The sequence below is a fragment of the Myxococcus sp. MH1 genome (assembly GCF_059738865.1).
The window spans coordinates 3,272,486-3,293,248 of record NZ_AP026947.1; the positions used below are offsets into that span (position 1 = coordinate 3,272,486).

Annotated in this window: 13 protein-coding genes; 5 read left to right on the forward strand and 8 right to left on the reverse strand. The window is 70.0% G+C overall.

The features are described 5' to 3' along the window. Positions 1 to 11 precede the first annotated feature (11 nt). The 3 genes from AC6JA9_RS13305 (at position 12) to AC6JA9_RS13315 (ending at position 10,299) form a co-directional block, all read left to right on the forward strand. A complete protein-coding gene (locus AC6JA9_RS13305; protein ID WP_497959848.1) occupies positions 12 to 1,610 on the forward strand; it encodes a phytoene desaturase family protein in 1,599 nt (532 codons plus the stop codon). Further along, entirely contained in the window at positions 1,607 to 8,785 is a 7,179-nt protein-coding gene (locus tag AC6JA9_RS13310; protein WP_497959849.1) for an SDR family NAD(P)-dependent oxidoreductase, read from the forward strand. The genes AC6JA9_RS13305 and AC6JA9_RS13310 overlap by 4 nt, the downstream gene beginning before the upstream one ends. Before the next feature lie 83 nt (positions 8,786 to 8,868). Beyond that, positions 8,869 to 10,299: a hypothetical protein gene (locus AC6JA9_RS13315; RefSeq protein WP_497959851.1), complete on the forward strand. Its 1,431-nt coding sequence runs from the start codon at positions 8,869 to 8,871 to the stop codon at positions 10,297 to 10,299. Here AC6JA9_RS13315 and AC6JA9_RS13320 read toward each other — a convergent pair. The 4 genes from AC6JA9_RS13320 to AC6JA9_RS13335 all read right to left on the reverse strand — a co-directional run bounded on the left by AC6JA9_RS13320 (position 10,290) and on the right by AC6JA9_RS13335 (position 14,078). Beyond that, complete coding sequence (locus AC6JA9_RS13320; protein ID WP_497959853.1) at positions 10,290 to 11,495, reverse strand: acetyltransferase domain-containing protein; 1,206 nt, start codon at positions 11,493 to 11,495, stop codon at positions 10,290 to 10,292. The genes AC6JA9_RS13315 and AC6JA9_RS13320 overlap by 10 nt on opposite strands. A gap of 294 nt (positions 11,496 to 11,789) precedes the next feature. Further along, positions 11,790 to 12,407: an LURP-one-related family protein gene (locus tag AC6JA9_RS13325; RefSeq protein ID WP_223748940.1), complete on the reverse strand. Its 618-nt coding sequence runs from the start codon at positions 12,405 to 12,407 to the stop codon at positions 11,790 to 11,792. Between the two features lie 125 nt (positions 12,408 to 12,532). After that, entirely contained in the window at positions 12,533 to 13,303 is a 771-nt protein-coding gene (locus tag AC6JA9_RS13330) for a trypsin-like serine peptidase (protein WP_223748941.1), read from the reverse strand. Positions 13,304 to 13,307: 4 nt separating this feature from the next. Further along, the gene (locus AC6JA9_RS13335; protein ID WP_223748942.1) at positions 13,308 to 14,078 is read right to left on the reverse strand and encodes a zinc-dependent metalloprotease; all 771 of its coding nucleotides are present in this window, start codon (positions 14,076 to 14,078) and stop codon (positions 13,308 to 13,310) included. A 591-nt stretch (positions 14,079 to 14,669) separates the two neighbouring features. Here AC6JA9_RS13335 and AC6JA9_RS13340 point away from each other — a divergent pair. After that, the gene (locus AC6JA9_RS13340) at positions 14,670 to 15,380 is read left to right on the forward strand and encodes a hypothetical protein (protein ID WP_223785299.1); all 711 of its coding nucleotides are present in this window, start codon (positions 14,670 to 14,672) and stop codon (positions 15,378 to 15,380) included. Positions 15,381 to 15,388: 8 nt separating this feature from the next. On the opposite strand, the gene AC6JA9_RS13345 is transcribed toward AC6JA9_RS13340, so the two are convergent. The 4 genes from AC6JA9_RS13345 to AC6JA9_RS13360 form a co-directional block, all read right to left on the reverse strand. Beyond that, positions 15,389 to 15,793 carry a hypothetical protein gene (locus AC6JA9_RS13345; RefSeq protein ID WP_497959856.1) on the reverse strand — a complete coding sequence of 135 codons (405 nt, stop codon included), beginning with the start codon at positions 15,791 to 15,793 and terminating at the stop codon, positions 15,389 to 15,391. Positions 15,794 to 15,811: 18 nt separating this feature from the next. Beyond that, entirely contained in the window at positions 15,812 to 17,188 is a 1,377-nt protein-coding gene (locus AC6JA9_RS13350) for an exonuclease/endonuclease/phosphatase family protein (RefSeq protein WP_223748945.1), read from the reverse strand. 345 nt (positions 17,189 to 17,533) lie between these two features. Then, positions 17,534 to 18,712 (reverse strand): hypothetical protein, encoded by a 1,179-nt coding sequence (locus tag AC6JA9_RS13355; RefSeq protein ID WP_267697063.1) that lies wholly within the window; start codon positions 18,710 to 18,712, stop codon positions 17,534 to 17,536. A 234-nt stretch (positions 18,713 to 18,946) separates the two neighbouring features. Next, positions 18,947 to 19,897 (reverse strand): DMT family transporter, encoded by a 951-nt coding sequence (locus AC6JA9_RS13360; RefSeq protein ID WP_223748947.1) that lies wholly within the window; start codon positions 19,895 to 19,897, stop codon positions 18,947 to 18,949. Positions 19,898 to 19,968: 71 nt separating this feature from the next. On the opposite strand from AC6JA9_RS13360, the gene AC6JA9_RS13365 reads away from it, so the two are divergent. Further along, positions 19,969 to 20,754 (forward strand): AraC family transcriptional regulator, encoded by a 786-nt coding sequence (locus AC6JA9_RS13365; protein ID WP_223748948.1) that lies wholly within the window; start codon positions 19,969 to 19,971, stop codon positions 20,752 to 20,754. Positions 20,755 to 20,763: the final 9 nt, after the last annotated feature.

Consider the following 20,763-nt stretch of genomic DNA (forward strand, 5'->3'; position numbering starts at 1 on the left):
AGTCCACCGTCATGGGATTGCTTTCTCGACGCGCCGACGCGTCCGCCACGGGTGCGTCCTTCGATGTCATCTTCATCGGCTCGGGGATGGGCTCGCTGGGCGCGGCGGCCGTCCTGTCCCGCCATGGCCTGAAGGTGCTGGTGCTGGAGCGGCACTCCGTCGCCGGGGGCATGACGCACACCTTCCAGCGCAAGGGCTACGAGTGGGACGTCGGCGTGCACTGTCTGGGCAAGCTGCATGACCCGGACGAGCCCCTGCGGCGCGTCTTCGACTTCGTCACCGAGGGCGCGCTCGGCTGGGCGCGGATGGACCGCGTCTACGACAGGCTCGTCTTCGCGGACAGGTGTCATGACTACGTCACCGGCGCGGAGGCGTTCGAGGCCGAGCTGTGCGACACCTTCCCGTCCGAGCGCAAGGCCATCGCCGCGTATGTGAAGTTGCTGCACGGCGTGGAGCGCGCCTCCCAGCGCTACTTCCTCCAGCATGTGCTGCCCCGGTGGATGACGCCGCTCACGCACCCCGTGCTCGGCTGGCCCTTCCGGCGTCATTCGGACCGCACGACGCGGGACGTGTTGTCCTCGCTCACGTCCGACCCGCACCTCCTGGGTGTGCTCACGGGGCAGTGGGGGAACTACGCGCTGCCTCCAGGGCACAGCAGCTTCGCCATGCACGCGCTGGTGGCGGAGAACTACCTGGAGGGTGCGTGCTACCCGGTCGGTGGCGCGGGCGGCATCCTGGACCACATCGCGCCGGTCATCACCCGCGCGGGCGGGCAGGTTCGCGTCCGAGCGGAGGTGAAGGAGATCCTCGTGAAGGATGGCCGCGCCCTGGGCGTGCGCCTGACCGACGGCGAGGAGCTGCGTGCCCGGTACGTCATCAGCGGCGCGGGCGCGGCGCAGACCCTGGGCTCGCTGCTCCCGGAGCCCTGGAGGCCGCCCGAGGTGACGCGGGGGCTCCAGCGGATTCCGCAGTCCATTGGTCACCTCGGCCTGTACCTGGGCCTGAAGGGCGCGCCCGACGAGGTGGCCCTGCCGGCGACCAATGTCTGGGTCCATGCCGGGTATGACCACGACGCGAACCTGCGCGCCTTCACGCGCGCCGTCTCCGCGCCGCTGCCCGTCGTCTACCTGAGCTCGTCCTCGGCGAGAGACCCTTCGTGGGCCCAGCGCCACCCGGGGCGCTCCACGCTCACCGCCCTGTGCCCCGCGCCCTATGACTGGTTCGAGAAGTGGGAGGGCACGCGCTGGCGCCGTCGAGGGGCCGAGTACGACGACCTCAAGGCCCGGCTCTCCGAGCGCCTGCTCTGCGTCGTCCTGGAGCAGTTCCCGCAGCTGAAGGGGCGGGTGGAGTACCAGGAGCTGTCCACGCCGCTCAGCACGGCGCACTTCGCCCACCGACCGCGCGGCTCCATCTACGGATTGGAGCACAGCCCGGAGCGCTTCCGACAGCCGTGGCTCCGCTCGCGGCTGCCCATCCAGGGGTTGCTCCTGGTGGGACAGGACGCCGTCTCGGTGGGCGTCGGCGCGTCGCTGATGTCCGGGGTCCTCGCCGCTTCCATCGTCCTGCGCCGCAACGTCCTCGGAGACCTCCTCCGAAAGGATTCCCCATGAAGCCCTCACTCCGATTGTTCCAGACCCTGTTGCACGGTGCCCTGCGAGGCCGCGTGGGCCCGCTCGAGGAGAGCGTCACCCGATGGCGCGTCCTGCCCTCGGACCTGGACCTCTTCGGCCACATGAACAACAGCCGCTACCTGGCGATGATGGACCTGGGGCGCATGGACCTGCTCGTGCGCGCGGGCCTGTTGCCCCAGGTGCTGCGACACCGGTGGGTGGTTCCCGTCGGAGCGACGTCGCTCCAGTTCCGCGACTCGCTGCGCCTGTTCGAGTCCTATGAGCTGGGCACGCGGCTGGTCTCCTGGGACGAGCAGTGGCTCTACTTCCAGCAGGAGTTCCGACGTCCCTCGGAGCCCGGGCGTCCGGTGGTCACCGGCCACGTGCGCGCGGTCTTCCGGGACGCGAGCGGCACCGTCCCGCCCGCCCAGGTCCTGCGGAGCGTGACGGGCCACGAGGTCCCCGTGCCCGTCGTGTCGAAGGAGCGGCGGGGGCCCACCCGCGCCTCACCGGGCCGCGCGGACGTGGAGCCCGCGCGCGAGCCGCTGGCCATCGTCGGCATCGGCTGCCGCCTGCCGGGCGGCATCGAGGACACGGACGGGTTCTGGAAGGTGTTGATGGAGGGGCGCGAGTGCATCGTCGACATCCCCGAGGGGCGCTGGGACGCGAAGAAGTTCCACGATGCCTCGGGCCGCGCACCGGGGCGCACCTATGTGCAGCGCGCGGGGTTGCTCCAGCAGGACCTGCGTGAGTTCGAGCCGGGCTTCTTCGGCATCACCCCGCGAGAGGCCAACACGCTGGACCCGCAGCAGCGCTTGATGCTGGAAGTGTCGTGGGAGGCGCTCGAGGACGCGGGCCTGCCGCCGAGCACCCTCGCGGGCAGCCGCACGGGGGTCTTCGTCGGCGGCTTCATGATGGACAACCTCATCCTGCACGCGAGCCCGGACAACCGGGAGCGGCTCGACAGCCACTCGGCGACGGCGAGCACGCTGACGATGCTCTCCAACCGGCTGTCGTACTTCTACGACTTGCGAGGACCCAGCGTGTCGCTGGACACGGCGTGCTCCTCATCGCTGGTCGCGTTGCACCTGGCCTGCCAGAGCCTGTGGGCGGGCGAGAGCGAGGCGGCGCTCGTCGGAGGCGTCAACGTCCTGCTCCTCCCCGAGACGCAAATCACGATGTCGAAGGGGCGGTTCCTGTCTCCCCGAGGTCGCTGCCACGCGTTCAGCGACCAGGCCGACGGCTACGTGCGCGCGGAGGGCGCGGCGGTGCTCGTCGTCAAGCCGTTGTCCGCGGCGCTGCGGGACGGCAATCCCATCCACTCGCTCATCCTGGGCACGGCGGTGAACCAGGATGGACGGACGCCGGGCATCACCGTGCCCAACGCGGACGCGCAGGTGGCGGTGATGCGAGAGGCCTACGCGAAGGCGGGCGTGGACCCGTCGCGCGTCGCGTACGTGGAGGCCCATGGCACGGGCACGCCGGTGGGTGACCCCATCGAGGCGCGCGCCATCGGCACCGTGACGGGCGCGGGTCGGACGGGCCCGGAGCGCTGCCGCATGGGCTCGGTGAAGACGAACCTGGGACACCTGGAGGCCGCGGCGGGCGTGGCCGGCGTCATCAAGGCAGCCCTGGTGCTCGAACATGGCCTGGTCCCGCCTCATCCGCACCTGGGACGGGTGAACCCCCAGATTCCGCTCGAGACCCTGGGGCTGCACATCCCCACGCGTCCCGAGGCATTGCCACGAAGCACCGAGCCGCGCTTCGCCGGTGTGAACTCGTTCGGGTATGGCGGAACCAACGCGCACGTCGTCCTGGCGGAGCCGCCGCCTCGCGCGGCCGGGTTGACACCCAAGCGTCCCGAGGGGCGTCCGCACCTGCTCGTCCTGGGGGCGAAGTCGAACGAGGCGCTGTCCGCGCTGGCGGAGCGGTACGCGGTCTGGCTGGAGGAGGGGCGCGCGACGCCGGAGCAGCTGTGCCGTGACGCGGCCGTGCACCGCTCGCATCCACGCCATCGCCTGGCCCTCCGAGGCGCGAATCGGGAGACCCTGGTCCAGTCGCTGCGCGCCATCGCGCGAGGCGAGCGGGATGTGCCGGGGCTGGACTTCGTCGCGGACCCGGTCGAGGCGCGGCGCAAGGTGCTCTTCGTCTACACGGGCATGGGGCCGCAGTGGTGGGCGATGGGGCGACAGCTCCTGGCCACCGAGCGCGTCTTCCGTGAGGCCGTTGAGGCGTGCGATGGCCTCTTCCGCGAGCTGGCCGGGTGGTCCATCGCGGAGGAGCTGAAGCGCGACGCGGCGTCGTCACGCATCACCCGCACGGAGGTGGCGCAGCCGGCCAATGCCGTGTTGCAGGTGGCGCTCACGCGCCTGTGGGCATCGTGGGGCGTCGTGCCTGATGGGGTGGTGGGACACAGCATCGGTGAGGTCGGCGCCGCATGGGCCTCGGGGGCATTGGACACGCGGGAGGCGCTGCTGACCGCCTTCCATCGCAGCCGGCTGCAACAACGGGTGGCGGGGCAGGGGGCCATGCTGGCCGTCGGTCTGGGGCCGGAGGAGGCGCTCGAGTGGGTCCAGCGTCATGGCCCGGGTATCGCCGTCGCCGCCATCAACAGCGCGCGCTCGGTGACGCTCGCGGGGGCGCGGGCTCCGTTGGAGCGTGTGGCCGCGGAGCTGGCCGCCGCTCAGCGCTTCAATCGGTTCCTCCAGGTGGAGGTGCCGTATCACAGCCCCTTGATGGACTCGCTCCAGGGAGAACTGCTGGAGGCGCTGGCCGTGCTGCGCCCCAACGCGCCGCGCCTGCCCATCTACTCGACGGTGTCCGGGCGGCTCATGACGGAGCCCGAGCGCCATGACGCGACGTACTGGTGGAACAATGTCAGGGGCTCGGTGCGCTTCGCGGACGCACTGCGTGCCGCCGCGGAGGATGGACATGGGACGTTCATCGAAGTGGGGCCGCACCCGGTGCTGGCCTCGTCCATCCGGGACGTGTCGAGCACGGCGGGCATGAAGGGCGAGGTGCTCGCGTCGCTCGTGCGGGAGGCTTCCGAGCAGGAGACGATGACCTCCGCGCTCGGGCGGCTCCATGTCCTGGGGGTGGACGTCGCCTGGCGTGGCTACTTCGGCCCTGGGGCGTACGTCGGTGCTCCGAGGATGCCCTGGCAGCGCAAGGTCTACTGGGGGGAGAGCGTGCGCTCCGAGAGTCGACGCCGTGCCTTCGGAGGACACCCGCTGCTGGTGGACTCCGAGCCGGGCGCCTGGACGGCGGAGCTGAGCCTCGCGGCGGTGCCCTATCTCGCGGACCATCACGCGGCGGGGAGTCTGCTCTTCCCGGGCGCGGGGCATGTGGAGCTGGCGCTGGCGGCGCGGCATGCGCTCACGGGGGATGCGCGTTGCCGTATCGAGGAGCTGGAGCTGAGCTCCGCGGTGGTGCTCAGCCCTGAGACGAGCCCGCGTCTTCGGCTGGGGTTCTCCGCGGAGACGTCCCGCTTCGTCGTTCAACGTCAGGAGGAAGGGCAGCAGCCCGTGGTCTGCGCACGCGGGAGGCTGATGTCGTCGGGGCGGGGCTCGCGCCTCGTGGAGGTGGCGGCGCTCCGTGCGCGCTTGCCGGAGTCGACGAGGCCGGAGGCGCTCTACGCGTCACTCGAGCGCGGAGGGCTGCGGTATGGACCTGCGTTCCGCGTGGTGAGTGCACTGCATCGCGCTCCGGGGGAGGTGCTCGCGCGACTCGACCTGCCGGCCGGAGTGGACACGCGGGGATACCACCTGCATCCCGTGCTGCTCGACGGGGCGTTCCACAGCCTCATCGCGGCCGCGATGGATGACGCGGACCACGACATCGTGCCCACGGGGGTCGACTGCATCGAGGTGCTGATGTCGCCGGGACGGACGCTCTGGTCCCATGGACGGCTCCGCTCGGTAGGGGAGGGGACGTTGCGTGGGGACATCACCTTGCTGAGCGAGGACGGTGTCGTCGTGGCCGAGGTCACGGGCTTGACGTGCCGACTGTTGCCGAGGGTTCGTACGGACGAAGCGGTGCTCCTGGAGCGCTCGGTGTACTCGCGACGATGGGAGCGGTTCGAGCCCTCGGAGCCAGTGGCGCGCGAAGAGGTGACGTGGGTGGTGATGGGCGGTGCGGTACCTGGGACGAGTACGTCGCAGTGGCACGCTGTCTCCGATGCCACCGCACTGGATGCGACGCTCACGGCTCTGCCCGAGAGTGCCAAGGTGCGGCTCGTGGACCTGCGCTGGCTTGCCGCCACGCCCGAGAGCGAAGCGCCGGTCGCACGAGGTGTGGACGCGGCCGATGCGCTGCTTCGGTGCATTCAAGCCCTGCGTCCAGGGCGCATCGACCGCTACTACCTGGTCACCACGCGCGCCGAGTTTGTCGAGCCCCTGTCCGACACTGCCCACCCGACTGAGCGGCTCGATCCTGGTCAGCTCGGGGAGCTCTCTGTTGAGGATGTTCGCACCACGCGTGCCGCGTCTGTGTTGCAGTCATCGGGCGTTGCCCAGACATCCGGGCGGAGTCTCGTGGGTCGACCCATGGACAGCTCGGGTGGAGATGTCCTCGCCACCCGCGCCGAGTCAGTCGAGCTTCTCCCTGACGCCGCCGGTGCGTCTGGCCTGCGCCGAACCGGTCCGCTCAAGAACCCTTCAGACGAAAAGCGCATCGAGGACGCGGTGGTCGAGGCTCAGCGCGCGGTGCTCCATGCTGAAGCGGCGCCTGTGTTCGGACGCGATGCCACGGGTTCGTCCGGGCTCCTCACGAGCGGGCTCGCGACACATCGGGAGCTGCCGTCGCTCTGCCTCGCGCCGCTGCTGGGGCTCGCCCGGACCGCGATGACGGAGCGGCCGGACCTCCGACTCACCGTGGTGGACCTGGACGCAGAGCCGTCGAGCATCGAGGCGTTGCTGCTGCGCCTGAGCGGGCTCGGCATGGAGCAGGAGGTCGCCGAACGCGAGGGCCTGTTCCACGCCGTTCGGCTCGTGCGCGACACGCTCACGCCTCCCACGGAGGCGCCGCAACTGGAGCCGGTCCCGGAGGGAATGGGGTACCAGCTGGTCCTCGGCAAGGAGGGACAGCTCGACACCCTCGGCTTCGTGGCGAAGGCGCGACGCGCCCCCGGCCCCGGCGAGGTCGAGCTCGAGGTGGAGTCCACGGCGCTCGGCTTCAAGGACGTGATGAAGGCCCTGGGCCTGCTCTCCTCGCGCGTGACGCGGGACACCTATATCGGCGAAGCCATCGGCATGGAGGGCGCCGGGCGCATCAGCGCGGTGGGCGAGGGGGTGACGGGCTTCGCGGTAGGGGACCGTGTCTACGGCGTGGCCCCGGGCTTCATCGCGTCACACGTGGTGCTGCCCGCGGGGAACGTGGTGAAGCTCCCCGAGCACCTGTCCTTCGAACAGGGCGCCAACCTCATCGTCTTCCTGACCGTGTACCACGCGCTCATGCGGGTGGCCCGGCTGCGGCGGGGCGAGCGCATCCTCATCCACGGCGCGACGGGCGGCGTCGGGCTCGCGGCCATCGAGGTGGCCCGCTGGTGCGGCGCGGACATCCTCGCGACGGCGGGGAGCGAGGAGAAGCGCCAGTACCTGCGCGACCAGGGGCTCACCCACGTGAGCCACTCCCGTGACACGCGCTTCGCCGAGGACGTCCGCGCCTGGACGGACGGGCGCGGGGTGGACGTGGTGCTGAGCTTCTCGCCGGGAGAGGTCGTGTCTCGCAGCGTGGAGTGCCTGGCGCCCTTCGGCCGGTTCATCGAGCTGGGCAAGGCCAGCTTCGAGCAGGACGAGCTGCTGCGGCTGCGCCCGTTCAACGAGAACCTGACGTACGCGGCGGTGGACTTCGACCGGCTCCTGCGGAGTCGCCCCGATGAGGTGTGCCAGCTGTATCAGGAGGTGCTGGCCCGCTTCGAGGACGGCAGCTTCCGCCCCTTGCCCTCCCGCTCCTGGCCCGCGAGTCAGACGGAGGACGCGTTCCGGACCCTGGCGCGAGGTCAGCACATCGGCAAGGTGTGCATCTCCATCAAGGACCCGGGGCTCCGAGTCCGCCCCCCCGCGCGCGGCCCGCGATTCTCGTCGGAGAGCACCTATCTCGTGACCGGTGGCCTCGGTGGGTTCGGGCTGGAGGTGGCGCGGTGGCTCGTCGAGGAGGGCGCTCGGCACCTGGTGCTCGTGAGCCGCAGGGGTGCCCGGTCCGAGGAGGCGCGCGCCACCCTCGCGCAGTGGCGCGCGCGAGGCGTCAGCGTCCAGGCCCTCGCCGTGGACGTGTCGAGCCGTGAGGCGCTGGAGCAGGTGTTCACCCGAATCCACGCGGGGCTACCGCCGCTCCGAGGCGTCTTCCATTGCGCCACCCTCCTGGAGGACAAGCCGCTGGAGCAACTGGACCGAGGCTCGCTGGAGCGGGTCCTGGCCGCCAAGGCCCAGGGCGCGTGGAACCTGCATCAGCTGACGCGGCGGCTGCCCCTGGAGCACTGGGTGGTCTTCTCGTCCCTCTCGTCGCTCGTCGGCAACGCGGGGCAGGGGGCCTATGTCGCGGCGAACGCGTTCCTGGACCAGCTCGCGGTGCACCGACGCCAGCAGGGCTTGCCGGCGACGGCGATTCAATGGGGGGCGCTGGGGGAGGCCGGGCTCGTCGCCCGTAACGCGAGCGTGGCGCGCCACCTGGAGCACCTGGGCCTGCGAGGCCTGTCCACGCGCGCCGCGTTCCAGGGGCTCGGGCACGTCCTGGAGGCGAGGCCCGTCCAGCTCGCCATCGCGGACGTCGACTGGCGACGATGGGGCGAGGCGCTCGTTCCCTGGAGCGGCGCGAGGCGACTGGTCGGGCTGATGGATGCGCCCGCTGGCGCTCCCGGCCTCGGACAGCACGGCGCACCCGCGTCCGGGGCCTTCGAGGGCATGGACGAGGACACCCGACGTGGGCACCTCCTCCAGGGTCTGACGCGAATCGTGGCGAGGGTCATGCGCACGCAGGAATCCTCGCTCAACGTCACCCAACCCCTGAGGGAGCTGGGGCTGGACTCCATCATGGCCCTGGAGTTGGTGACCGCCGTCGAGCGCGAGCTGGGGATGAGACTCTCCACCCTGGAGGTCGTCAGCGGGCCGTCCCTCCGAGAGCTGGCCGCCCGGCTGTCCGCTCCACGCCAGGAGCGTGCCGCGAGCCTCGCCGGCTGAGGGCAACCTTCCGTGAGGTCCTGGCGCTCCATGGCCAGGGCGTTCGGCCTATCCTCCTCCGCAGGAGGCTGAGCCGACCGCCCATGCCGAAGTACACCGTGAACCTGTCCGAAGTGCCCGAAGGTCATGAGCTCCCCCCACTGCTCCAGAAGGTGGGCGAGTGGGTCGGCAAGCAAGACCATGGAACCCTGGGGTGGTTCGATGGGCTGGTGGTCGAGGCGGTTCCGAAGGAGTGGAGCCCGGAGAAGGCGGACCGTCTTCGCGCCGCCGCCTTCTCCTTCCTGAGCCTCGCGGACGGCTCGCTGCTGCTGTTGGTGAAGCCCGGTGGGAAGGCGCCGCCCGCCGTGGCGCTGCTCGGCTCCGAGGGTGAGACGCAGACCGTCGCCAACAGCCTGGAGGAGTTCCTCGCCCTGTGGTCCCAGGGCGAGACGGACATCCACGACCTCGACGACGAGGAGGCCGGGGCCGGACGCGAGGCCCTGGCCGCCTGGTTGAAGAAGCACAAGGTGAAGGTGCCCAAGACGGCGGAGTTCGACTTCGCCGCCTGGCTCGACGGTGACGAGAAGCCCTCGGCCCCGCGGCCTTCCACCTCCGCGCCCGCGTTCACCCCCACCGACGTCATGGCGAAGCTCGGCCCCAAGACGCGGCAGGTGGCGTCGGTGCTCGGGCGTCGCGCGGATGCGCCGGAGGTCATCACCTACGTGACGGAGGTCCTGGGCAAGAAGCTGCCGGCCTCCACGAGCGAGAACAAGGACTCGGTCAACGTCTCCGCGCCCAAGCAGGGCATCGAGCTGGTCCTGTCTCACGACATCCTCCACGACGCCTTCCCGCCGGTTCCGAAGACGGCCAGGTCGTTCATCCCCTACATCTCCACCGCCTGGGTGCGGTCCGCGGTGGGCGAGGACGTGCTGGGCGTGCCGTGGAAGGCGAAGTCGGAGGCGGAGGTCACGAAGGTGCTGGGGCCGCCCACGGGCCGCAAGGCGAGCTTCGCGGACGAGGACGAGCTCAACGTCGCCTTCTGGCTCTACCCGCTCGACACCGAGGGGCGCCTGGAGCTCGAGCTCGAGTTCGATGACGGAATCACCGTCACCCTGTCGGTGAAGGGCTCGGGGGACCTCGCGCGGTATCCGGATGTCACCACCGGGCTCTTCGTCGGCTACGCGGTGACGCGGGGGCTGCTGGACACGTCACGCTTCCCCGCGCACCAGGCGCTGCTGGCGAAGATTGCCCGGCGGGAGGCCCAGGGCTCGGAGCTGGTGAAGCAGGCGATGCCTCGGGGCCTGTGGACGGGCCACCTCCGGGACGAGCCCGCGCTCCAGACGCTGCTGTGGCGCTGGTTCCACAACATGAACGACCTGTGGATCAAGAAGGACCTCATCCACGTCTTCGGCAGGCGCTCGACCGAGAGCGGCCACGACGCGCCGAAGCTCGCCGACGACACGTGGGCCGCCGTCGACAAGGCGGCGCCCGTGCTCGACAAGCGCTTCGCCGCCTTCATCCGGCCTCAGAGGTAGCTCATCCAGGGGCTGCGCGAGCGGGCCTTGAGGCGGGCGAAGGCCCGGCAGGCGAACCACATGGGCACGGTGATCACCGCCGCCAGCAGCCAGAGCGAGCCGACACCGGGGAGGCTGAACAGCGTCCCCTGGTTGGGGCCGAGGGCCGCGAGCGCGAGCCGGTTCAGCGCGTGGAGCAGGTAGAGGTGGACGACATAGAAGAACAGCGGCGCCGCGCCGAACACCGCCAGCGTCGTGCTCAGGGCCTCCGGCGCCAGGTCCAAAAGCGCCAGCAGCGCCGCGCCCACGCCCAGGGTCAGCAGCAGGAAGTCGAGCGACGGTGGGTACTTGGTCAGGTTGAGGAACGACATGACCGTCTCCAGCGGCGTCGCGCCGACGGACCACGGCAGGGGCTCGCCGTAGACGTTCACGAGCCTGAGCACCCCGAAGAGGGCGAGCGCGCCGGCGGACGCGAGCAACAGCCACCGGCGCCGCGTCGTCGCCTGGACCTGGGACGAGAACCACGGCCCCACCGCGTAGCCCAGCGCGATGACGCCCATCCACGGCAGCACGGGATAGGACGTCTTGAGCCGCGCGCCCCACGGCAGGTCGATGAAGCCCCGGTCATGCAGGAGCGCCCACCAGGTGTGCCCCGGCTCGCCCGCCGCGAAGTGGACGGGGTCCAGCAGGTTGTGGCCCAGAAGCACGAGCAGCGCGAAGCCCAGCAGCGCGGGGCGGGGCAGGTGGAGCAGGGTGGCCAGCACCATCATCGACAGCCCGATGGCTCCGATGACCTGGAAGTAGTACGTCGGCGGGAGCAGCTGGAACGTCCACGCGAAGTTGACCACGGTCAGCTCCAGCACCAGCAGGAACAGGCCCCGCTTGAACAGGAAGCCGGACGCCGCGCGGCGCCCTCCATGCCGCTGGCCGTAGAGCCAGGCCGCCACGCCCGTGAGGATGACGAAGACGGGCGCGCACAGGTGCGCGGCCAGCCGGGTGAAGAAGAGCCCGGGCGGCGTGGTCGCCAGCACCACCGGGTCGCTGACCTGCGCGTGGAGATAGAAGTACTCGCGCACGTGGTCCACCAGCATCAGCGCCATGACCAGTCCCCGCAGGGCGTCGATGCCGAGGATCCTCCGGCCCTTCGTCGTCGCCAGGCTCGCCGCCGGGGGCTCCACGGAGGGCAGGGCGGTGGACATCGTGGCGGGTGCTGTCATCGCGTTCACTCGAACGGGAAGGCCGCGCCTCCGAGCGATACGGCGGTTGGCTGCTTCCCTGTCGTGGTGGAGGAGGGCGCTCGGGGCCCGTCGATAACAGCCGGCAAGGCGCCTCACTCCCCAAAGCGGCGGGAGGCTTCCATGGGCGGCCCCGTGTCCCGGGAATACCTGTTCCTGAGTTGCAGTTGAATCATGGTGGCGATAAGGCGCCGTTGCCTCGGGGCGCCCGGCTGCTCGTGGCCTCGCCGCGCCGGCGAGGGGTCCGGTGAGTGGGGCCGGACCCCATGCGGAGCGCTACTGCTGACGGCCCTCGATGGCGCACATGAGCACCGCCGCCGCGATGCCGAGCCGGCGGTCCAGGCGGTTCTGGAGGTCCATGCCGAAGTCGAGGTCGATCTTCTGGATGAAGGGGTTGAAGCGCTGCTTGAAGGCGAGGACCTGCGCGCCGCCCACGGTGCCGGTGAAGGACTGGGGGAGCAGGTTGGTGAGGAAGCGGCGCACCAGCGCCAGCATCATGCTGTCCTCCTCAATCTTGCCGATCTCCTGGTCGTTGGTGTCCAGCACCAGCCACTCGTCGCGGAGGATGGAGCGCAGGCCCTTGCGGCGCAGCGCGCCCACGCGCTCGCCCGTGGACGCGTCCGTCACGTCGTACGTCATCCCGAAGTCGAGGATGCCGCGCGCCTTGATGCTCAGCAGCTCCTCGCGCATCTGCTCGTCGCCGTAGATGCGCAGGTCCTCCTTCAGCTTGAAGGCCTTCATCTTCGAGTAGAACGCGAGGTTGCCCGCGGCGTCGTAGATGTGGAACGCGCCGCCGAACAGTTTGAAGAACTGCCGGCGAATCATGTAGGACGACTGGCCGAAGCGGCCGAGGGCCAGGTGGCTGGCGGGACGGTTTTGGAGGGCGGTAGACATGCCCACCCCCTTAGCAAAGTTCGCACGCCCGCCGCACGCCAGCCCGCTCGGGATGTGACCCGGTAAACCCGGGATGCGGGCAATCACGTTCCGAGCGCGAGCCCGAGCGTAACCTCGGGACGGCTTCAGCGCTCGACGAGGTCGGCTGCCTGGAGGTACTCGGAGGCCTCGACGATGGCGCTCGCGGTCCAGCCCCGGTTCGCGCCGCGCCCCGACACCTCGCAGTCGCCGTCGGTGTGGATGCCCAGCACGTAGCCCTGCTCGTTGAGCACCGCGGCCCCGGAGCTGCCCACCAGGGTGTCCAGGTCCGTGTAGTAGACGAGCCGGTTGCACGCGTCGGCGTAGCGCCCCTCGGCGATGACCTTGGGCGAGCCGCGCGGATGCTGGATGACGGCCAGCCGCTCGGTGGCCAGCGTCGTCAGCGGGACGGGCGCGGCGGTGGGGAGCGTGTCGAGCAGGATGAGGGCATAGTCCGGCGCGGCCGATTGCTCGATGACCGTGCCCTCCGTCATCAACGGGTCGCCGTCCGCCTCGTCCTCGAAGTTGAACACCACGAAGGAGCGGTCCCCGAGCCCGACACAGTGGCCCGCGGTGAGCACCACCGGCCCCGCGCTCGCGGCAATCAAGGTGCCGGTGCAGCTGCCGTTGATGAAGACGACGGCGTCCTCTCGCTCCTGGATGTTGGCGAGCGCGCCCTGGTAGCGATTGATGGGCGTGAAGTCGAGCGACGGGCCACACTGCGTGAACGCGGTGACACCAGCCGGCTGCGGCTCCTCGCAGACCTTCAGTTCATAGGGTGCGGGCACCGAGCCCCCGCAGGCCCAGAGGCCCAGGAGCACGGTGCCCGCGAGGCGCGAACCCCAGGGTTTCAGGATGGAACCGAGGGGTCGCGTCATGGGCTCAGTACAGCGTGGTCAGCGCGGTGCGGTCGCTGCTGGTGAAGTTGCCCGTCTCCGACGAGCGGAAGCAGGAGTTCATGATGGAGCCGCCCACCGTCGCCGTCGTCGGCGTGCCGGTGATGTGGATGGCGCCGACGCCCGCCGTGCCCTCGTTACCACCGGAGCCGCAGCTGATGGCGCGGTTGTAGTAGTCGGAGTGACGGAAGCCGACCGCGTGGCCGAGCTCGTGCGTGATGACGTGCTCGTTGACGCCCGCGCTGTAGCTCTGCAGGCCCGTGCCGATGTTGATGGTGCCGTACGGACGGCCGCCGGAGGGGAAGCCCGCCGAGCCACCCGCGCCGGACATCGTCGTCGCGGTGATGTTCGCGCTGCAGCCCGTCGTCGGGCCCACGGCCATCGTGAAGCTCAGGCCGAGCGCGTTGTAGTTCGCGACCGCGGCCGTCAGACCGGCCTTGAGGCGGGAGTAGCTGTTGAACGAAGAGGTGGGGTTGACGCAGATCTTCGTGATGCTGCTGGAGACCAGGTTCGTCGTCCGGTACTGCTCCACGTGCGTCACGGGCTGCAGCATCTCACGCGAGGCCTCGAGCGTCACGTGGGCGTCGCGGCCCACGTACACCAGACCGTCGACCTCCATGATGTCGTCCGCCGGGAAGCCGGCCTCGACCAGGTTGGCCTTGATCTCCTCATTCTCCAGCTGCGTGTCGCCGGTCTCGGAACCACAAGCCGCGAGCACGCCACAGCTCACCACGAGGACTGCCGCTCTCTTGAACATGGTGCTTTTCCTCTGATGATTCGGGGGGACGCGCCGCCGCCTGACCTTCCCATCAGCCGCGGACGGCGCGCTCGTCCCCTCAGCAACTGGCGGGCCACTCGGCCGATAAGAGTGGGGAAGCTCTCAAATCTAGATTAACCTGGAGTATCCGCGCTCCAGGTTGCGGGGTCCGAGGTGTAAAGAGGCCTGACGCAGGCTGGGTTAAAGCACCGTCTCACCAGCGCTTTTTGTATTCACAGGGGAGCGCCCGGTTTTCGGACAGCGGTGTCTATGAATCAGTCATCCACCGTGGGGTCTCAAAAGCCCGTGAATACATGGGGTATCACGGACCCCCGGGGGATGCACCGCCGGGCGAAAACTGCTGTCTTCATGCATCCAAGTCCAGCTGACGCCCTGGGTCGACCCCGCGGGTGTGGCTTCGAGCACCGCACGCCCCCCGCGGGATTTTTCCAGCGGGGGGCTGCTTTACGAGGGACTCGGGGGAATTCTAGGTTCCGCTGGAAAAATCCAGCTCAACGAGCGGTGTATCGCCGGCTCATCAGGATGCACGTGAACCTCCTCCTCGCGCGTTTCTCCCTTGGATGTCTGCTGTTGGCCCCCTTGTCCGCGTGTGACTCCAGCGCGGAGGACGACAACCCCGGGGGCGGCGACTCCGCCGTGACGGGTGTCTGGAATCGCTTCGGCAGTGAGTACGGCTACAAGACGGACGTGGCCTACGGCGGCATCGCCGGCCAGTCGTCGGACCGGGTGTACATGTGCGAGCTGCCCGGCTCGCCGTCGGCGGGGCTCTACAAGGGGCGGCTCATCAGCCCCCGGATGATTCGCTGGGATGCGACGCACAACCTGCCCGACTACGAGGTCGTCTTCGAGGGGCAGACGATGCGCTTCCGGCCGCAGAACGGGTCGAACACGTTCCTGGGCCAGTACCAGAAGGGCACCTGGACGCCGGGCGCGTGTGATTTGTCGATGGAGAACGGGGAGCTGGTGGACCGCTCCTCCTCCGCGTACGTCCGCTTCGACAACGACGGGGACTTCAAGATCAACAGCGTCACGGTGGGCGGCGAGCCCCTGCCCATCCACAACCGCGACACGTGCAGCGTCACCACGCTCATCCCCGCGGGGACGGGGGACAACGGCCTGCTCACCGTGTCCATCAACTACAGCGGCGTCGGCGTGGACGGCCCCTACCGGCGGACGCAGAACCACACCCTGTACCGCTCGGACTTCAAGCCGGACTGCAACAAGCTCGCGGTGGAGATTGGCTGCGGCGCGCTGGCCGTCTGCGTCTACGTGGCGCCGTAGCCCGCGTGTCACTCGTACCAGGTGGGCACGAGCGTGCGCACCTGGGGCAGCGCGGCGACGCGGCAGAGCCGCTCCCACGCGGCGGGCGTGAGCGCGCCGTGTCGGGCCTCGCAGTCCCGCGCCTCCAAGGGCAGCAGCACCAGGACCTCCGAGGCCGTGTCGCACGCGGCGCGGCCTCGCGAGGCCAGGGCGCGCGCGCCGGGGGCGAGCGCCTGGACGCGGGCGAGCAGCGCCGCGTCGCCGGCCGGAAGGCACAGCTCCACCGCGCCGTCGTTGCGACAGCCCGCCTCACGGGTGAAGGCGAGCTTCTCGGTGGGGCACGCGACGTTCGCGGAGGCCGCCGGGTCGACGGGCGTGGTGGCGCACGCGGACAGTCCGGCGAAGAGCAGCACGGCGGCGATGTGGCGAGGCATGGGGAGGCTCCGGACGCGTCAGCGGAAGGACTTCACGTAGTTCGCCATGATGGCGGGGTGGTCCGAGTAGAAGTGGTCGTTCAGCGTGCGCGACAGGGAGCGCGTGTCCTCACCCAGGAGGTTGATGGACTCGGTGTCCACCTGCTCCTGGTTCACGATGATGCCTCCCATGTAGTTGTTCTTCGCGTTCGTGTTGGAGTGGGAGACGGTGTACGTGGGGTGGATGTTCCCGTCGGAGCCCTCCTGGAAGGAGAACCGGTTCGGGAAGAAGCCTCCGCCCAGCTCGAACGAGTCCATGTTCAAATCCCCCAGCAGCACGTCCACGTTGTTGTCGTGGGCGAAGCGGGCCACCTCCTCGAGCGCCTTGTGCTTCTTGTCGTCCTTCGTGTGGCCGGTGTAGCCCGCGTCCAGGTGCACGCCCGCGACCTCGAAGTACACGCGGTACTCGGGGACGATCTTCTGCACGCAGAGCCACTTCTCGGGGTGGTTGACGCCCTGGCGGATGAGGCCTCGGGCCTCGTACAGGACCTGTGAGGAGAACATCTCGTCGCGCAGGACGTAGGCGGAGATTTCGTTCTTGGGGTCCACGTCGGGGTCGAGCAGCGTGCGGATGCTGCCGATGCGCCGATAGGTCAGCTCCGGGCACGGGCGCAGCTCGTCCGGGAAGGGCGCGCCCTTGAGCTCCTCCGACAGGAAGATGACCTCGGGCACCCGTTGCGTGAGCTGCTTGTGCAGGTCGTAGGGGCGCCTGGCGTGGAGCCGCTTCCACTCCAGCACGTTGGTGGCCTCCTGGATGTGCTTGAGGACGATGGCGTCGTAGTTGGCGAGCACGTCGTCCTCCTCCAGGAACCCCGACTTCTTCTCGAAGGGCGTGTGGTGCGGGTACGGCTTGGTGTTGAACGCGGCGAGCGGCTGGAAGCCGCCCACGTTCTGCAGGGGCGCGAAGTTGAAGCCGCCCGTCGGGACGAGGTTCCCCTGGAACGTGCCCTGCTTCGCGTTGTCCTTGTAGAACTTCTTGCCCGCGTCGAAGGGGATGAACAGCGTCATGCACTGCAGCGTCATCACGCTGGGCTCGGGGATGCTCGCCGTGTCATCCAGGGTCATCATCTGCGACGGGGGCGGGGAGGACTCCCGGACCGGGTCCAGCAGGGCGCTCAGCAGGCTGCCCGACGCCGACCGCCGAAGCCGGACCTGTTCCCGGCGCGCCTGCTTCATCGACTTGAAGGTCTTCTGGATGCGCGCGTCGTGGGGGGACTTCTTCAGGTCCACGTACGAGGGCTTCTTCCGGATGGGGCCGGGCTTCGCGACGTGCGTCAGACAGCTCTTGCAGAGCGTCTTGCTCTCGAACTGGAAGACGAAGACCTTGCGGTGACACCTTCGGCACTGGATCAACATGGGGGCTCGCGTTCGGGCCGGGCGCGGGGGCGGCGGTGCGCAGTCCCCTGTGCAGCCGGTGTGCCTGGACCCACCGCCTCCTTCTTCCAGGAAGAAGCAGGAAGTCGCCCGACCTTGCGCGCGTCGGCCCGACATCCCGTGCGAGCCACGTGCGACGCGGAGGCCGTGCGGGCGGCTCGGGAGCCGCGGCGCGCGAGGGGGCTGCGTCCGGGGCCGACGCGGCCCGCGTTCCAGTGGCACGCGCCCGCTCATCGAGGGAGCGGGCCCGGTCGTCCGCGTGGGCCGCCGCGGATGCCAGGGCGACACCTCACCCGCGGGGAGCGGGGGAGGCGCCGCCGGGGTGACTCAGGGGCTGAGGGGGTAGCAGTAGCTGTAGGTGCGGTCGATGCCGCCACCCGAGAGCGGGTAGTAGACGTAGCCCAGCTCCTCGCCCGGGCCGCAGTCGGAGCGGGCGCGGGTGTAGGGGTGGCACGTCACGACCGCGGGACCGGCGCCATCCACGTCGGAGCAGCTGCCCCGGGCGCCCTCGACGCCGCAGAACTCGGTGAAGCCTCCGGAGCACGGCTGGCCGATGAGCGCCGGGTCGAACGCGAAGCCGTGGCCCTCCAGCACGGACTGCTCGGTGCACAGGCCATAGACACCGCAGACGGTGCCCGAGGGGCAGCCGGGGTTCGCGGCCATGAAGTCGCACGTCTTGAGGCACTGCGCGTCGTCGGAGACCAGGTCCGTGCACGCGAAGCCCTGCTCGCAGTCGGTGGTGGCCAGCTCGTACTCGCTCGCCGCGGCGGTGCGCGTGCACGACTCGCCCTGCGTCTTGGTGCCGAGCGCGCGCTCCAGCGTCCCGTCCGTGCCCGCGTAGTCGTCCGCGACGCAGGCCGTGTCCGGCAGGGCGCTCGTCGGCGAGCCCTGACGCGGGTCACACCCGCCGGGGCGCAGGGTGTTCCAGGTCGCGAAGCGGATCCACCGGCACTCGCCCCCCTCCACCACGGCGGAGCCCGTGTAGGGGCCGGAGCGGGGCGCGGCGAGCACCGACTCGCGCAGCACCACGTTGGACAGCGCGCCCAGCGTCTGCTGCGGCGACAGCTGGAGCGCGAGCAGCAGCGCGCCCGAGTCCGCGACGAACAGCTTCTGCGTCGTGGTGCCGATGTCCTGGTAGCCGAAGACACACTGCTCGCAGGTGAAGGTGTTCGCGCCGCCCGCGGCCAGGTTGTAGAGGCCCGGCGCCGTGTTCATGTCCAGGCGGATGCGCAGCTCGTCGCGCGTGGTGCCGCCCAGGTTGGTCAGGTCGCCGCGGAACGTGGGCTGACGCTCGTACTGCACCGGCGTCAGCTGGATGCCATTGAACGTCTCCCCGAGCGTCACCTCCGTACAGCCCGCGGGCGGCGTGAGGAAGCGCGCCTCCTGCTCGGCGGTGAGGACCGCGTCCTGCGGTGTCACGGGCGCCGGGTCCTGGGCCTCCTGGCCACAGCCGATGAGCCCCGACAACAGCAGCGCGCCCCAGCCACCACGATTCACGAACTTCATCTTGGATTCTCCCATCACGGTTGTGTGGAGCCGAAGGCCGCGACGACACCGTCCCGATTCACGGTTCGTGGGTCATGCGCTGCGCTCGGAACGGAGCCGGCCCGGCTCGCACATCCGATGAACGGGAAATCGCGTGAAATGTCGCAAGCCCGCGTGCGTGGCCTCCGGAGGTGCTCCGGGCCACGCGGCGGGTGAATCCGCTGGCGGTGTATCCAGGGTGCTGTTGAACCTGGATTACGGAACGAGCCGGCCCGGCCGGAGGCCCGCGGCGGGGGCGGCCGTGCGCGGGAGTCCCGGCGCGCTGACGATGAGGATGCCCGCGAGCACCAGGGCCGCGCCCAGGATGAAGAACAGCCCCACGGGCTCTCGCAGCACCAGCCAGCCCGCGGTGACGCCGAACACGGGCGTCATGAACGAGAACACGGACAGGCCCGAGGCGAGGTAGCGGCGCAGCAGCCAGAACCAGACGAGGTAGCTGGCGAAGGACACGATGACGCCCTGGAAGAGCAGGCTCGCCCAGGCGGTGCCCGTCATGGAGAGGTGGCCCGTCTGTCCGGTGAACAGCGCGATGGGCAGCAGGAGCGCGAAGCCGCCGAGCAGCTGGTAGAGCAGGGTGTGCGTGGGGCGCGCCTCGGAGAGCGACGAGCCGCGCACCACCACGGTGGTCGCGCTCCAGGACAGGCCCGCGAGCAGCCCCAGCGTGTCGCCCCAGAGCATCCGCGGGGTGATGCCTCCCTGGAGCCAGCCACCGCCGAAGGCGAGCATGATGCCCGCGAAGGCGACCAGGATGCCCACCCACTGCACCCGGCGCAGCCGCTCCGAGGGGATGCGCCAGTGCAGGCCCAGCGCGGTGAAGACGGGCGCGGTGTAGAGGAAGACGGCGATGTGGGAGGCGTGCGTGTGGCGCAGGCCCTCTCCGATGAAGAGGAACTCGGCGCCGAAGAGCACGCCCGACAGCAGACCGGGGCGCCAGGTGCCGTCACGCAGGTCCAGTCGCTCGCCGCGCAGCAGGCACAGCAGACCCACCAGCAGGGCGGCGAGCCCCGAGCGCAGCGCCATCTGCGCCAGGGGTGGGATGTCGGACGCGGCCAGCTTGATGGCCACCTGTTGGATGCCCCAGAGGGCGCACAGGAGGAGCATCGTGGCGAGCGCGAAGCCATCGACGGGTCTGCGAAGCGTGCTCATGCCCTTGATATGGCGTGTGGCGGGCTTGATTCATATAGCTTGAACCCGACAACCCATGCCGAGAAGCCGCCATGGCCCAGCAGCTCCAGGTTCCTTTCTCCACCAAGCTTCCGCACCCCGTGTATTTCCGCACGGCGCGGCTGCCCGCGGCGGCCACGTATCCCCGGCATCACCATCCGTGGGGTGAGTTCGTCTACGCCTTCAGCGGGGTGATGGAGCTGGAGCTTGCGGGCGGCCACTACCTGGCGCCCCCGCAGTATGGAATCTGGCTGCCTCCGGACGTGGAGCACCGGGGGATGAACCGCTCGGAGGCGAGCCACTGCTCGCTCTACCTCACGAAGGCGCTGTGTCGGGGATTGCCGAGGACGACGTGCGCGCTGGCGGTGAGCCCGTTGGTGAAGTCGCTGTTGGAGCACCTGCGCGAGCACCAGGTGGCGTACCCGCGCACGAGCGCGGAGCGGCGGTTGATGCGGGTGCTCATCGACCAGCTCTCGCTCGCGCCGCCGCAGGGCAGCTACCTGCCCATGTCCGACGACGCGTTGCTCGGCGAGGTGCTGCGGGCGCTGGTGAAGGCGCCGGCGGACGGGCGCTCCCTGGCCCAGTGGGCGCGCCAGGTGCACACCACGGAGCGGACGCTGGAGCGGCGGTGCCGGCAGCACCTGGGGTTGTCCTTCAGCGAGTGGCGTCAGCGCCTCCGGGTGGTGAAGGCGCTCGCGATGCTGGAGGAGGGCAGCGCCGTGGAGGTCGTCGCGCTGGAGCTGGGCTACTCCAGCGCGTCCGCCTTCATCGCCATGTTCCGCAGGATGACGGGGACCACGCCGGACAAGCTGCGGGGCCACGGGCTCGCGACGTCGTGACGGCGCGCC